The 16388-nt window shown below is 55.6% G+C and carries 8 protein-coding genes; 6 read left to right on the top strand and 2 right to left on the bottom strand.

Going from position 1 to position 16388, the window contains the following annotated elements; all coding sequences use genetic code 11:
- Window positions 1-43 precede the first annotated feature (43 nt).
- Together FYC48_RS06730 and FYC48_RS06725 are read right to left on the bottom strand one after the other, a co-directional pair.
- A complete protein-coding gene (locus tag FYC48_RS06730; protein WP_160149368.1) occupies window positions 44-1396 on the bottom strand; it encodes a hypothetical protein in 1353 nt (450 codons plus the stop codon).
- Window positions 1397-1473: 77 nt separating this feature from the next.
- Window positions 1474-2871, bottom strand: coding sequence for a hypothetical protein (locus FYC48_RS06725; RefSeq protein ID WP_149495937.1), 1398 nt, complete (start codon window positions 2869-2871; stop codon window positions 1474-1476).
- Window positions 2872-3468: 597 nt separating this feature from the next.
- On the opposite strand from FYC48_RS06725, the gene FYC48_RS06720 reads away from it, so the two are divergent.
- From FYC48_RS06720 to FYC48_RS06695, 6 genes are all read left to right on the top strand, one after another.
- Complete coding sequence (locus FYC48_RS06720; RefSeq protein ID WP_149495936.1) at window positions 3469-6483, top strand: hypothetical protein; 3015 nt, start codon at window positions 3469-3471, stop codon at window positions 6481-6483.
- A gap of 105 nt (window positions 6484-6588) precedes the next feature.
- Complete coding sequence (locus FYC48_RS06715; protein WP_160149367.1) at window positions 6589-7626, top strand: tetratricopeptide repeat protein; 1038 nt, start codon at window positions 6589-6591, stop codon at window positions 7624-7626.
- Complete coding sequence (locus FYC48_RS06710; RefSeq protein WP_149495934.1) at window positions 7626-8423, top strand: hypothetical protein; 798 nt, start codon at window positions 7626-7628, stop codon at window positions 8421-8423. The genes FYC48_RS06715 and FYC48_RS06710 overlap by 1 nt, the downstream gene beginning before the upstream one ends.
- A 225-nt stretch (window positions 8424-8648) precedes the next feature.
- On the top strand, window positions 8649-9212 hold the full coding sequence (gene pyrE / locus FYC48_RS06705) for an orotate phosphoribosyltransferase (protein ID WP_149495933.1): 564 nt from the start codon (window positions 8649-8651) through the stop codon (window positions 9210-9212).
- A 62-nt stretch (window positions 9213-9274) separates the two neighbouring features.
- Window positions 9275-9937 (top strand): hypothetical protein, encoded by a 663-nt coding sequence (locus FYC48_RS06700; RefSeq protein WP_149495932.1) that lies wholly within the window; start codon window positions 9275-9277, stop codon window positions 9935-9937.
- A 365-nt stretch (window positions 9938-10302) separates the two neighbouring features.
- Window positions 10303-16332 (top strand): hypothetical protein, encoded by a 6030-nt coding sequence (locus FYC48_RS06695; protein WP_149495931.1) that lies wholly within the window; start codon window positions 10303-10305, stop codon window positions 16330-16332.
- Window positions 16333-16388 lie beyond the last annotated feature (56 nt).

The following is a 16388-nucleotide window of genomic DNA, read 5'->3' as shown; positions in this document are numbered from 1 at the left end:
TTAGAGCACCATCGTCGCCACCTAGCCGTGGCGGTCAAGTGGCCTAACGCCGCGTTGTCGATTCTTCCGATGCCAGAGCTTGCCCGGGGATTTCGATCGAAATTGACTCGCGATTCCTTGCCCGGATCGCCGCGTCGTGTCGAGCCGTCTTGATTTGCCACCACAATGTCACCAAAACCGCCCCGAAGATCAGCGCGGCGAGCGCGTAACCGAACCAGGCAATTCCTGATTGCTTTTTTAAGTTCGGATCGATTCGCGACGTCCAACGCGACGCGACAATTAGTGGCCCGACTTGTTTCCCACCGCCTTCGCGGGTCATGAACTCGTTGCTGTAGCTCCAAAGCCGATAGAAAAAACCTTCGACGACGACCGGATGGCTGACGATCGCGACCAATGAATTTTGCCGCTCGAATTCTTGTCGAAGAAACTCCGGGAGACGGGTCGCGACGAAGGTCACCGGATAGGAGCCGCTCATGCGAATCGGATCGCCGGATTCGCCCTCCGCTCGTTCCAATTGCAAGATCCGCTTTCCTAAGTCACCGCTGGCATCGATCTGAAAATAGTAATCTTGCCCGAGTTGTTCTCGTTGGCTTTCCGAATCCAATGCGATACGCGTAATCCGAACCGTCGACGCGTTGATCTTGATCCATTCACCGTGGTACTCGCTCGCCCTCGTCAATAGTGCAACGGGGTCAACGGCCTTGGCCGGTTGCTTGGGAGACGCTTTCGCTGCGGCAGCCAGTAACCCGTAAAACGCCGGTGCGTCCTCCGCTTTTAAGACGAAACGATTGCGCGAGGCGGCGTCGGCAATCAAGCTGAGGTCAAAGCCGACATCGGAAAGCATCTGCCATCCCGCGCGATCAGGGTTTGACGGGAACCAAGAAAGTTTGCCCGTCGCAAACGCGATAGTCGGTGGATTGGTTCCCTCTTCGTCTGAATCTCGGTCGCCCGTCCCGAGATAAACTGCGTGTGCAGTGACCCTGTCACCTTTGGCGATTTTTCCGTTCAGCGGCGGCGCAAAAATTGAAACCGATGTCCCCTTTTGCTGGCGGAAAACGATTTCCTGATAGGCGTTCATGTCGAGGTATTCCGCCAGATCATCGGGCAGGTTGAACTGACGAATCGCTTCGATATGACCTTCGACACGTACCGCGTCGCCCACTTCCAACGTCGCGCGGCCATTGGGATCGGTACCCGACGCGACCTCCCAAGATTGCGACAAAGATGCGAGACGACCGTCGCCGACGTTCTGCAATCGGTACAACAGCTTGCCCATCTCGGCGGCGACATCGGAGTCGCTGATCGGGTAGCACTGCTCGACGCGCGTGTGATCAAAGCCGCTTAAAAACTTCAATGCCGAGTCGGCTTGTGATACGGTCGTTATGGCGACCGACATCAGTCCAAACCAAGCGAACATCGAACAGCGATTTGTGAGTGTCGAGTGTTTGGCAAACATAAGGCGGCGGCCAAGCATCAGGCGGGATCCTTTTGAGTCGATTGGGAGGTCGTGTCCCCGGCGAGTAAGTCGGCATCAAAGCCCTCGCGATCGAGCGAGTTGCGACGCATGTGACGCGTGTGCGCGGCTTCCGCAGTGGCGCGCCGCATCAATACCACGGCAAAACCAACTCCGGCGATGATCGCGACGGCGATTCCCCACCAACGAGCGGCCGAAAGTCGCGAGACGCTTTGCCCGCCGTTCGCCGCTTTGGCGTGGTTGCCGACGGGATGATCGAGGCCATCGGCGATGCCGGACGCTGATGATCGTTGACGCAATCGATCGGCCTGTGTCGCTTCGATGCGTCCGATCACTACCGGAGCAATGTCGGCACCGATCGAAGACCGATAGGGCAGACGCTTGATAAACCGACCGACCGCGATCAACTGATCCGCGTGGGCCTGGACCGCCTGCGGGTCCAGCGACCCGTCATCGGTTAAGATCGGTCGCAATGATTCCGGCAGCGTTGGGACGATCAACACGAGCGGACGGACTCCGCCATCGTTGGGGATGACCCAAAGTTTCCAGTAATGCTTTACCCCGGCACGATTAGGTTGCGCATCGATTCGTGTGGCGCGCCGAAGCGATCCTTCGATACGTACCGTTTGTCCGCGATAAACATCCGGTTGCTGAAGTAGCGGCAGCGTGCCGATCGCGACTGCGCCCGAACGACCGCGTTTTATGGCCAGTTGATCACTACGCGCTAACTGTAGGTAAAACGCATCGCTGTCGACGCTAGTCCAAAATGTTCCGTCTTGAACACGCGACAACGCGGCGCGATCAAGTGCATCGAGCGTGGCCGCCGCCCAAGATTGGATCCTAGGCAAGTGCGAAACCGACAAACGCCCCTGATCGGCGAGCCGGGAAAGTGTTTGAAGTTGATCAAGCACGGTTGCGGTCGACGTCGCTACGGTGTCATCGTCACCTCGTTGTTCAGCTTGCACGCCGCGCAACAGCTCGATCGACTGCTTTATCTGAGTTTCTGAGACCCCGACCCAGTCAAAACTTTCGTCGCTGCCCGGCGGATGCTCTCGCAAATGATGCTGGACCATCAACAGTGTTTGAATCCACGCACGCTGTAGGTCCACCTCCATCGTCTCGACCCAGGCCGCCGCCAATGGCCAGTTATCCGGTGAAGAAGTCGCGATCGATTGTTCGCTCGCAGCTTCGGTTGACGACATGACTTTCGAGGCGTTCGTGAGACCCAGGTTCCCGTCGGTGCGTGACTCCGCGCCGGGCGATTGGGTGGCATGACCGGCTTTGCTGAAGAACGCTTGGTATAGCCTTGGTTGCCGAGCCTGTCGCATGACAACGATCACGAGTGCGAACGCGACGGCCAATCGGATCAGTCGCCGCGCAGTTCCTGAGGGGGGCACGCCGCGCCCCTTGGTGCGGCCTTTGTCCCGCGATCGGGTGCCATAAAGGCTGGAATCGTTAAATTGCGAGGGGATCCGCATAAGGCAAGGTGAACGCGGCGGGTGGAAGCTTGAATGACGGTTGCTCGAATTTACGATAAAATTAGACCATACAGAATTGCCCGCCGCACATCTGAGTTGACCAAAGCATGCTCGTGATGGATCGAAGCTGCCCGGTGACCGATCACAAGTTGCTATGATCCTCTGCCGGCAGATGTTTTTCGCGGAGCTGCCCGAAGCCAGATGCACCATCGTCCAGCCTCGTCGGCCGAGCCATGCGAATGTCGTCCGATTCTGTATTGTCGGCGAGATCACTTCATCGGCAACCTTTTCAAAATGAATCGGACGTTCCCTTTAAGACTCGTCCCAGCCATTCCCTTCTCTCCGTTCCCATTGTTCAACATGACACATCCCGCAACCAACCGATCACGAGCGGCCTCGGCCCTTCGATCAGCAATTGCGACGGCTGCCTCCGGTCACGCCGGGGAATTGATACGAGCTTTGACGTCCGGCAATGGCAGAGGGAGACAACGGTGTCTAGGAGAACGGTGCCTAGGATTGAAACGTCTGATTGCGTTGACTTTGCCGATTGTGATGGCGGCCGGTGGATCCGGCGGTGGGCCGTTGGCGTTATCGACGGTGTACGCGAATGGCGAACCTGCCGAAGCGTTTGTTAAGCAACTTCGCAATGTGGGGTACTTCGATACCGCGATCGTGTATCTCGATCGGGCCAAATCGATCGAGGGAATCGACGAATCGTTTGTCAAAGCGATCCCGCTTGAAAAAGCACAGACGTATATCGAGCAAGCACTCAACACCCGCAGCTCGGATTCACGCGACGAAGCGTTCGCCGACGCGGAACGGACCCTGCAAGGTTTCATCGAATCGCAATCCAGTCATCCCCGTGTCAGTGAGGCGCGGTTGCAACTGGGCAAGCTTCAAATGATCCGGGCGGCGCAGCTTTTGGCCGGTACGCCCAGCGATGACAAAGTCAAACAGGCGCGGACTTCGTATTTGGAAGCCGCAAAAACGTTTGATGCAATTGTCGCGGACCTTCGCGAAAAACTGAAAGAGATCCGTGGGCAGAAAATTGATGCCGATTCCGATCCGGACGCCGCTGCCCGCCGCGACCAGTACCGTTTTGAATTCTTGCAGTCTCAGCTGAATGCCGCGGATGCATTGAAGCTGGCCGCTAAGACATTCGACAATCCGGCCGAGAAAGACAAGCAAGGCCTCGAAGATGCTCGCAATCGTTTGGCCGAACTGAACAAGATTTACTTCAAGTACCCGCCCGGTGCGATCGCCTTGGTCCACTTGGGGGAAATTCACGAATTGCTTGGTGATCAAGCGGCCGCGCTGGATCATTACTTGCGAATGCTGGAAGAACCCGAGGTCGATGTTCTTCGCGATGCGAAGTTTTTGGCCGCCGCCGGGGTGGTACGGATGAAGTTGGCATCCGATCCGCCGAAGTATCAAGAAGCGATCGATCGAACCGAAGCCTTCGCCAATCAGATTCGCCCCAACGAAGAATCGACCGCTTCGGTGCAAGAATACCGGGTCGCGCTCGCCAAGGCATACTTGGCCAAGGCCGCCGATGACTCGCTGAAAAAAGGGGAAATCGGCCGTGCAAAATCGGCCGGGCGCGACCTCCTAAAAGCTGCCAAGAAGATTCCCGGTAAACATGTCGAAGAAGTCGACGCGATGCTGGAGGAAATGGGGATCGAGCCCACCAAAGCGGAATTGCCTACCGCCGAACCGCCAAAGAGTTTTAATGACGCATTGGAAACGGCGACCACGATTCTCGAACAGGCGGGCGAAATCGAATCGACGATCGCATTGCTGGAATCACAACCGAAGTCTGACGAATTAGAAAAGCAAAAAGCGGATTTAAACAAACAGATCGAACAAGCCTATCAGATCGGGATTCAGGTCCTGCGCGGTGGGCTGGGAATGATCAACTCCGAGACGGACATCGAATCGCTTAATCAAGCGCGGCAAATCTTGGCGTACTTTCTTTATCAATCGAAACGTCATCGAGAGACGGTCGTCGTCGGTAGTTTTCTGGCCAAATCGGCTCCCGGTACCGACGTCGGGTTGAAAGGTGGCTTGATGGCGCTGACCTCGATGCAATTTTTGCTCGGCGAAGTCCCCGAGGACGAAAACGATGGTTTGCTTCGTCAACTTGAATCGTTGGGAAAATACTTGGCCAAAACTTGGCCTGACGATCCCAATGCGGCGGCCGCACAAGGACTGCAAATCCGACTGCTGCTCAGCAAAGACGACTTTGACGGGGCGCAGAAACTGATCGACGAAATGGGGGCCGGAAACGAGCGTGCCGAATTTAAACGGTTGCTCGGCCAACTGTTTTGGAATCAATCGATCGTCGCCCGAACCGAAGAAAACGATCCCGAAAAATCGACGGCTTTGGTCACCCGAGCGAAGAAAAACCTGCAAGAAGGCTTGGGCGAAATCGAAGGGAACTTGGTCGAGTTCGAGGCTTTGCAAGCGGCGTTGGTCCTCGCCAAGATCTACTTGATCGATGATGAGCACCGGCAGGCACTCGGCGTCCTCGATCACGAAACTTATGGACCGATCGAACGCGCGACCAAATTGGAAGATCCTTCCGAATCGTTCCTCGGCGAACTGTATGGAAGCGAACTCAAGGCACTCGTCGGTGTGATGCTTGCCAGCGACGATCCCGGTCAGTACCTCGACCGTATGACGTCGACGATGGAGAAATTGCGAAAGGCGTATGAAGGCCCAGAAGCACAAACCAAGTTGACTCAAACTTACATGCGGCTGGCCACCGACTTAAAAGAACAGCTCGATACGGCGACGCCGGCAAAAAAGCAAAAACTGACAACCGCATTTTTGGAGATGCTCAAACGAGTTCGTGACGCGACCGAAGATCAAGCCACGCTGCGGTGGGTCGGCCAAACGTTGATGTCACTCGGGGAATCGGCAATGGCCCCCGGGCAAACGAAAGCCAGTGGCCAGGCGGCCGAGTTGATGACCCAAGCGATCGCGACGTTCAAAACACTTGATGATCAATCGAACGTTACTACGGCGTACCTGACCGCAAAGGCACAACGTTTGTCCGGCGAATATAAGGACGCGCTCGATACATTGCAGGCGTTGCTCGAAAAACAACCGATGATGCTGGAAGCTCAAATCGAAGGCGCACAGGCCTACGAATCTTGGGCCGCGACGTTGAAGCCCAACACCGCGTACAAGGCTTACCGCCTGGCGCTCGAAGGAGCACGTAAAGGCAAGGACGGAAAAAATGTGATCTGGGGCTGGGCTGAAATCAGTAGCAAAACGAGTAAGAACATCCGCCGCAGTGAAAACTTTAAAGAGAAGTTCTTCCAGGCTCGCTACCACGTCGCCCTGTGTTTGTATCTGATGGGGAAATCCGGGAAGCGAGAGACCGATACGAAAAAGGCGATCAAGATCATCCGAGAAGCCGCGACGTTGTTTCCCGACCTCGGTGGTCCCGAAAGCCGTGGCAATTACGACGCACTCATGAAAGAAGCCCAACGCAGTGTCGGCGAGCAACCGACTGGCCTTCCTTAATTTACCTTGTCTTTGACTCGATTTCACACCGGCACCAATCGATCGGCCACCATGCCTATCGCACCGAGCCGAAAAACTTATCTGACTCCGACACCACCCACCGTGATGAATACTCAACAAAGACTGCTAAGCACTGTCGCGTTTACCGCCACACTGCTTTGGTCCGCCGCACCAGCGGAAGCACAAATCGATCGGGTTTATACCTTTGAATCTTCGAGTGCATCGGCCGGAAAAGTGATTGCGGTCAACAAGAATGGCGTCACGATCAAGGCCGGAAGCAACGACAAAAATTTCCTGGAAAATCAGATTCGGAAAATCCTCTTTCAAGGCGATCCACCGGAACTGACCCGAGGTCGTGAATTGGCGATCGACGGACAGTATGAACAGGCGATCGAGGAACTAAAGACGATCAATGCCGATCAATTGTCGCGCGACGTAATCAAGGCAGACGTTGCTTACTACCGTTTGCTCTCACGAGCCAAAATGGCACTCGCCGGGCAATACGATCGAAACGCGGCCAAGGCCGAAGCGACAGCTTTCGGGAAGAATCACGGCAACTCGTATCACTTCTTTTCCGTCGTCAAGTTGCTCGGCGACTTAGAACTCGCATCGAAGAACTATGACGGTGCGGTTCGGATGTACGGGTACCTTGCCAAAGCCCCGTCTCCGGAAACGCAAATTTTGTCGCGATACCTGACCGGCATGGCGATGTTGCAAAAGGACGATATCGAAGGTGCCCAGAAGGTCTTTTCCGAAGTCGTCGCAGTCGATGTGAACACTTCCGATGCGCTCCGGCTAAAGATTCTTTCCAAGGCCGGACAAGCGATCACGCTCTGCAAGGCCGGGAAGGTCGATGAAGGGGTCAAGCAAGTCGAGCAACTGATCACAGAGCTGAACCCTACCGACATTGAAATGAGCGCGAAGATCTACAACGCGCAAGGCCAGTGCTATGAAGCCGGGGGCGATTTGGAAGGCGCAATCTTGGCCTACTTGCACACCCACTTGATGTTTTCTGGTGCGGGCGACGCGCATGCCGAAGCTCTTACGCGACTTGTCCAGCTTTGGCCCAAGGTCGGGCGGACCGAGCGAGCCGCCGCGGCTCGACAAGAATTGCAGCAACGCTACCCCGGCTATGCGAACTGATGAAACGTTTGCTCGTTGCCTATGCCGTCTGCTTTTGCCTTTGGACGCTACTCCCATCGAACGTCACCGCCGACGAAGTTGAGATTGCCGGCGTTGCGTTTGAACTTCACTCGCCCGCTTTCGAAGGGACAGAAACGACGCAGGAACAGCAGGATCATTTGAAAGCGATGATCGGTGGGTTGTCGCTGCGTCAGTTCACCCGAGAGTCACAAGTCGCGCCGGTTCGGATTGACTTGGCGTATCTCAAAGACGCCGACGGCAACCGTGTCGGCCACTCGGTCCACGTCCTGTTTGTTGTCCACTGTAGCCTCGCCCAATTCAGTGATGATGACTTTTCCAAACGATGGACTGGCGATTCGAGTGCACGGTCGGATGACTCGTTCAGTCAGCCGGTCGGTGATGCCGAGCTTGAAGCGAAAGGCATCCGTCGTCAGTCGGGCGAACAATACCGCCGGGTGAACCTGACATTACTCGATCAGATTCAGATCGAAGCTGTTTTGAAAATCACGCATCAGGAATCGGTAACGCAAAACCGAATCGACTTGGTTCTGGACGAAAGGTTCAAATCCACTTGGCATTCGACAGCGGATTCGAGTCGATCAGGCGAGTACTCCGGATTTCGCGGTTGGCTGACGGCGACCGAGCTGGCTGGGCAAGACGCCGTGATCGTGGAAGCCCGCTTTTTGATGCGCGAACCCGAACCTTGGTTTTCCGGATCGAACTTTGTGCGTAGCAAGTTGCCGTTGGCCCTTCAAAAGGCAGCTCGGGATTTGCGCCGGAAACTGAACGGCGACTAACGCGCCTGTTGATTGTTAAGTTTGATCTCCCACACAGTCGGCTTCCGCTCCGCAATACCAGCGGAAAAGAGTGCTCCCAACGCGGGGTGATGGGCGACATTAGAAAATCAACAGGCTGCTGAGATTCATCTCGCGCCAGGAAAGAATCAAACATTGGCACCTTGCAGGTCGGCAAGAATCGTTTTACGGTCAGCGATCTCGCAATCACTTCCTCTGTGACCCCAGATGATCATGGCCTACGACAAACAAGATTTGCTCCGTTTACTTGAATCCGAAGCGTTGCAACGAGGCGAATTTACGCTCGCGAGCGGTAAAAAGGCTTCGTATTATCTTGATTGCCGCCGTATCACGCTTCATCCGCAGGGAGCAAATTTGGTCGCCGCCGGTATGTTGGAAACCATCCAAGCTTCGGGTGATCTTCCGGCGGCCGTCGGAGGGATGGCGATCGGCGCCGATCCGATCACCGCCTCGATCGTCATGCTGGCCGGTCAGCAGGAACTTCCGCTCAAGGGATTCATGGTACGCAAGGAACCCAAAGGGCACGGCATGGGACGCCAAGTCGAAGGCCCAGTTGAAGCGGGGCAAGAAGTGGTCATCGTCGAAGACGTGATCACCAGCGGTGGTAGCGCCCTGAAGGCTGTTGACGCGGCCGAAGCGTTTGGGCTAAAGGTGCGTGAGGTCATCGGTATCATTGATCGCCTGGCCGGTGGTGAAGAGGCTTTCGCAAAACGTGGACTGATGCTGAAAACGTTGACCACGATTCGCGATTTCGGTATCGAACCGGAATAAGCCGACTTTGATTTTCTCGTCGTCGGGCCCCTTCGAAGTTCACGACGCAGCTCGGCAAGCCGATGGAAACGACCCTACATCAGCAATTGAAACTTCACTACGCGAGCGACGAATCGCAAACCGAAGTGCTGATGGGGAATTACCGGATCGATGCGGTTCGCCAGGACGAGCTGATAGAGATTCAATGCGCGTCGCTTTCGGCGATCCGCGGCAAAGTGAAAACGCTGCTCAATCGCCACACCGTCCGCGTGGTCAAGCCGGTGGTGCATCGTATTCGTATCGCCAAAAAGAAAACGAAACGATCGAAAATCTCGTCTTATCGGATGAGCCCTAAACGCGGCGAATTGATCGATGTTTTCGATGATCTTATCTATTTCACTCGTGTGTTTCCTCACGAGAATTTGATCCTGGAATTGCCATTGGTCAACGTCCAGCAGACTCGGATTCCGTCACGGCGGAAACGTGGCTGGCAACGAAAGGACTATCGGGTCGAAGACGTTGCCCTCGAAGAAATCGAGTCGACTTGTGAATTGAGGACGCCCGCCGACTTGTTCGATCTCGTCGGACTTGATCCCGAACGTGACGCTTTCACGACCGAAGATATCGCCTCGATCACTCAGCGCCCTCGCTGGTTCGCCCAGAAAATCGCCTACGTACTCAAGCATACCGGCGCTATCTCGGCTGTCGGTCGCAAGAAAAGTGGGATCCAATATCGAGCCGCCTAACGCGGTGTCCAATCTCATGCTGTGGATTGCCCAAATGATGCTAGCCACGGTTTCCGTTATTGATCGGGGCGTATGACCGTCGTTTGCCCAGCCGACCTTCGACACTTGGCGTAGATAAAGCACTCGCGGCTCTTTGTTTAATAGGCCGGCTTGCTCGCGCATCGTCGCCCCGCTTTGGGCTCTCTACCGATGAAGTGTTTTGTCCCAATCGGTTGATCGGATTCATCCGGTCGCCCGGCGAGTATTCGCCCGGTTGTCTCGGAAAACTGGCACCAACCTCTCGGCGAAATCTAAACTCGAGTTGGAGCAACGCACTCGCATGACGCAGTGGCAATGTTGACAATCGAACGTGGTGGACGGCAGCGATGGAAGTACTATTGGGACTGGCTTTTTTTTGGGCGGTGATCACGCTTGTCGGCCATCTGTCCTGGGTGATCGTTGCGACCGTCGTTCGGTTGATCTTCAAGCCGGCCGAATTGTTGTCTCAGGTGGACCAAACGCCGCCTTTTGATCAGTCCCGAACAGTGGATGCCGATGTAGCGGCGACTCACCGGGTGATCAGCCGTCTTGCAGGCCGCAAGATCATTTCCCCTGAAATCGCACAGACCTGGCGCGGTCATCTCCGCCAGCTATCACGGCCCGCAACGCACGCGGTGTCGGCAGCTCAGCCGAACGTCGAGCATGGTACAGGTCAGCAAGGACCAATTCCGCAAAAGACAAGTCAGCAAAGCGTAAATCCCGAGGCGAGCGACTTCGGACTAGGCGATGGAATGGTTTCATCAACTCGTTTGCCGACTTCAAAACCAATTCCGACGTTGCCGCACCGAAGCGTTCCGGTCGCGCACGCCGCTTCGGCGGAATCGTTCGGCGACGCACCGGTCATCGAACTTTCCGAAGCATCCGTGCCGACTTCTTCGGTGCCCGTCTCGATCAAAGCGAAAGCCGGGCGTTCGATTGGCGAGATGTTGGCAGATCACAACATTCGCTGGGGGGAATTGATCGCGGGAATCCTGATCGTGGTTTGCTCGATCGGCCTGGTGGTCAGTTTATGGAAAACGATCGAACAGATGCACCGGGTCGTCCCGTCATTGATCTTCATGGCCGGAAATGTCTCGATTTGTCTCGCAGGCCTATACACGCTTTTCCGTTGGAAGTTGCAAAGTTCCAGTCGGGCGACCTTAGTGATCGGCTTGTTATTGGTCCCGCTGGGAATCCTTGCGGGGCTTTCGACTGATGGGATTGAAACTTCGACGGTACTGCTGAATGATCCGATCACCGTCGCCGCAATCGTCGGGTGTGGCGCGATCTACATCGCCTTGATTTGGGTTGTCGCAAAGGCCTTGGTCGGTCGTGATAAAGCGTTGGCGATGACAGTCGGGATTGCCGGTACATCGATCGTACTACCCTTCTTGCCCGCCGCGTCACGCACCTTGGAATCGGGTGCAGGATGGGTCGCGATTGGCGGATCGGTTGCCGTCGCGATGATGATGTGGTTACTGGGGCGATCCACGCCGCGTCACCGTTCAATCGGGAGTGCAGGCCGAAACGCAATGGTGGTCGCAGGAACTGCGTTTTCACTGATTGTGATGACCGCGTACGCCGCATTCCTAATGCGGGGCACGTCAAACGGCTGGTTGGCACTCGCCGATGCGACGTTACCCGGATTCGTCTTATTAGCATCGCTATCAATCGATCTGGTTCGTCATCGGCGCCGTCCCCAGTTGTCACTCGCTACGCGTGTCTTCGCGATTTTGTTTCTTGGTGGGGCGATGGTAGTCATCGTGCCCTCGATGCAATCGATGGCGTGGCTGTGGGCTTGGGCGGTTAGCTTCTCCATGACCGCGATCGTCGCGAGTTTGATCAGCCGCAAGATTGACTGGTTCGCAGTCGCACTGGCCCCTATCGGGATCGCCGCTGTTGTATGTTCACCCATGCTGGGCGATCTTCAATGGGAAACGACGAACTTGTCGCGAAAACTGATCGGCGGAGAGTCGATGCTGGTTGCCACCGTTGTCGCGGTCATTCATGTGTTAGCTTTGGCGGGGCTTGCTTGGCGGCGCGCGGTATCGATTCAAACGATTTGCAGGGATCAACCGGTCTTTGCCGGTGCCGCCGCCATCTGGTTCGCCTACTCCGCCGTGGTCGCGGCTTTGCTGGTGGTGTTGCCGGAGGCTTGGATGGGCGTCGTTCCGGCACTATCGGTCAGTCTGGGATTGTTCATCGCATCGATCGCGGGTGTCTGGATGCTGCGGTCGACCCGGCAACTCGTCGCCGCAACTTCGTTGACGATCGGTGCGACGGTGGGGTTTTGGATGTCATTGCTGAAGCCCATTCAATTGGGGCAACCTTGGCCCGGGGTGACGCCGTTGATTGTCACACTCATCACCAGCACCATCACGCTGCTGCTCGTTGGTGAGTATTGGCAGACGCGTCGTTCTCGAATGCGATCCCTCCGCCTCGCGTCCTCGGGGCTCGCCGTAGCGGGAGCGATCATCGGGTTAACGGCTTGGGGCGTCGGGGAACCGTTTTTGATCGATCCCTCAAACGGCGTTTGGCTAGCGACCGGGACGACGGTATTGAGTGCTGCCGTTTTGAGCTTGGTTGGCTTTGGCGATCGATTAACGGCTCTATTGTTGGCGTCGCGATTGTCGTTTGTGAGTGCCGTTTCTATCGTCTGCGTGCACTTCTATTCGCCGTGGTTATTCGATAGCGAACAACTTCGACAAGGGCATGCGTGGTGGGCTTGGAGCGTCGTGATAGCAGGGACGGCGATTTGCTTTTCGATTCGAACCGTGTTTCTTCGTTGGGTCAGTTCAGTCCCCTTGGAACCCGGAAAAGACGCTCAACGATCACCGGTCTCCGTTTGGTTACACGATCGTTTTTCCTGGTACCGGCCAAACGAATCCGCCTGGGACTGGCGTTCTGAACAAACAAGCGTGACGGTGGCAGTCTCGCTGATCGGTATCGCGGCGCTGTATACCTACGGACAATTGCTTGTCGAAGGCTGGCTTACGATGGATGCCAGGATGGTCGATTCCGTTGGACAAATTGACTTGGTATTGCCTTTAGTCGCATTTGGGGTTTCGGCGGTGTGTCTGGGAATTCGTCAATTGGGCGGCCTTGCCGATACCAATGAACGAATGATTGGCAACGCAACGGGAATGGCCAGCTTGATCGGCTGGGGATGTGTGATGGTTGCGGAACTAACGCTCGCCCAACATGCTTGGCAAGTCATCTCGGCGACGTCGTTGATGGCGATCGTCCTTGTGGTGATCGATGGTTGGTCTGCAACCAAAGGTCGTTTTCGTTGGCTAGCCGTTCCAAGCGGTGTCCTTACGACGATCGGATTTTTGTTCATCGGCGTTTCGTCAGCAGGACTGCTGGGGCCGTACTGGTGGACTCCGATCGCCGAGCAAGGACGGATCGATAGCTCGGTTGTCGCTATGATCGCCGTATGGTGGGCGATTGCTTCGCTGGCATTCGCCTCTTTCGACCATCGAAAACCACAACCATTGGTCGGCGTTCTCAGTGGGCTCTTGGTTCCAATGATCGTCGTATTAATGTCGCCGGTCATCCGCTCTGAACCTTGGTTTGATTGGGACGGATCAGTATGGACAGCACAGATTGCTGGGATCGCGGGCGGCATGTCTGCGATGGTCACTTGGGCGGTCGGATTACGTTCCAGGTCTGCTCTTCGAACAAGCGTTCTGGTCTGCACAACGATCGGGATCACCAACGCGATCGCGGTGATCCTATCCGCACTAGGGCTATCGATCGCTTGGCAAGGTCATTCAGTATGGGGGATGGCGTTGACCGCGATGGCTGTTGGTCTGTGGTTTGGAGTTGACCGAATCGTTGAATTGAAACTGCGATTGACGGTGCCTTGGGAAGTGATCGCGTTGCTGATTTCTGGTCATCTCGCGTATTTGCTCGCGGCCTCGCCGATCGAGGGAATATCTGTCTCGCTCGCACTCCACATCACCTGGATCGTGATTGCGGGTGTGTGGACGGTCCTATGGATTTGGCCTGGTGATTGGGCCGTGTCACGGTTCGGTCGGTACCAATCGGCTGTCCTATTGGTCATGACCACGCTGCTCTGTCTGATCCAAGGCTCCGCTAGGATCGATGCGCTGGTCGGATGGCTGGGCTGTGTCATCGCTGTTGTGCTGACTACGCGGTATGCATTTGGATGGCAAAATTGTGGCGCAAGCCCGGCCGCGTTGTCTCGACGTTCGACGGTGTTTTGTCGCGCATTTTCGTCCTATTCACTGACCGTGGGCACCGTTCTAACGGTTTGGTTGGTTGAATCATGGCAATATAGTTCGCTTGCGATCCTGACATGGGCGTTGGTTTGGGTCTGTGCTGTGATGCTAGTTTGGCGAATCGTTGTGCCTGATCGAAGTGACGTTGCGGTTTCGACGCGCCCACGCCGACTGCTGGCAGAACGCGAGGCTTCTTTGCTCGTGCTCGTCGTCGTGTTCTATGAAGTGATGCTTCAAGTGCAGAATGCAAATTTCTTTCGCGATTCGCTCGCCGTTCTGGATCGATGGGCTTGGTTACGTTTTGTCATCGTGACCTTGGCCGGTACATCATTAGTGACGCGTTGTTTCCGCAGAGGAGTGATCGAAGTCGGTGTGCTAACAATCTTGTTGGGTCTCGCGTCGACGATGATCCGGATCGTTCCCGAGCAATCGGCAAACTTGCCAAATTCACTTTCTGTGATCGTTTTAGGGACTTCGCTTGCATTCGCGATGATGGCATTTTGGTCGGCAGGAACGGCAACGTTGCTCAATCGCTTGATCGAGTTGCAGCACCGCTGGATCGGCAGGGAAGTAACTTCGGGAGAGAATCGTTCACGGCTGTCAGTCCAAAATTGGGCAGACGGATTGATCCGCTGTGGAGCATTGGTCGTGTTGGCGCAGCTTGGCATCTGTTTGTTGCTGCTTGTCGGATACAACGCACAGCCAGTCACTCGGATCACAATCTGTGGAATTGTCGTGATGGCGATCGCAGCGGCCGAACTGGCACAGCGTTCGTGCGTGCAGCGACTTCGCGATGTTGCGATTGGGTTGGGGTTCATTGCGATTGGGATGTGGTCCAGCACTGCGGTCGCCGATCAAACGCTTCCACTTTGGGAACTTCCGGCTCGCTGGTTTGTCGCCTGGGTCTTGGTCGCGGCGATCACTGGCGTTGTGATTCCTCGGTTTCTCTTGAAGGCTAACTTTGACAACTGGCAGCCGGTCATTCGGCGGGCGATCATTACGGCATCGTGTTTAGCGCTTGCTAGTCTGTTGGCGATGTTGGTGCAAGAAATTCAAATTCGACTCGCCGAACAAACAGGCCTGCTCAGCAGACCGCTATATCTGGGTGTCGCAGTGATCTTAGGAATGCTCACTGGCCTGGCGACGTTCGTCGCGATTGTTAGCGGTCCTGGCTTTCGCTACCGTGAAATTTGGCAACTGTCCGATCGCCAACGACAGGTTTTTATCGTCGCAGCACAAGCGATTGGCGGTTTGACTTGGTTTCATTTGTTTTTATGCAAAAGTCCGCTGGCAAGTTTGGGATTGCGAGCTTATTGGCCCTACATCGTTATGGCATTGTCGTTTATCAGCGTCGCGGTCACCGAATGGGCACGTCGTCGTGACGACGAAGTGCTGTCAGCGACGCTTAAGCAAACCGCTTTGTTTCTACCGTTGATTCCGGTGCTTGGGTTCTGGTTAAGTGGTTCAACGATGATTGGTTTCGTCGGCGAATCCGAAGGTGGATCCGCATGGACGTTCATCCAAAGTCACGTTTCCTATCAGGCCCTGTTGATTGCCGCGGCGTTCTACTACGGTGTGGTTTCCGTCATTTGGAAAAGTCACCGTTCGCGTCTGGTTTCGATTGTTTTGGCGAACGTTGCCTTATGGGTTGTGTTGATCCAGGTTCCCGAGTGGGGATTCTTGGCGCATCCGCAAGCGTGGCTGATTCCGCCGGCGGTTTGTGTGTTGTACCTGGTTCATCGATACCGGGATGAGCTTGGTCGCGAAACGACCGAAGCGATTCGTTATGCGACGATGTTGACCATCTATGTCTCCAGTTCAGCCGATATGCTGATCCAGGGCATCGGGACCACGATTGCTGGCCCCGTCGTTTTGATTACCCTGGCGCTTCTTGGGGCGGTGACCGGCGTGGTCCTGCGGGTGCGGCCATTTCTTTATCTGGGGACCAGTTTTGTGTTGCTCGGAGTGACCAGCATGGTTTGGCACGCGGGTCAACAAATCGACGCGGTGTGGCCGTGGTGGGTATTTGGGATTGGTACCGGCGTGTCACTGATGGTGGGGTTGATGGCGCTCGAAAAGAACAAGCCACAACTCAAACAATTGGCGTCAACAATGCAGCAATGGGACACCTAAGTTCACGATGCGGGGCAAAACCCGATTGCGAGCGAACGCCGCTAACGATAACTTTC

The organism is Roseiconus lacunae, assembly GCF_008312935.1.
Classification (GTDB): Bacteria; Planctomycetota; Planctomycetia; order Pirellulales; family Pirellulaceae; genus Stieleria; species Stieleria lacunae.
The sequence above is the reverse complement of the archived record's forward strand: the minus strand, read 5'-3'. Positions and strand labels throughout refer to the sequence as shown.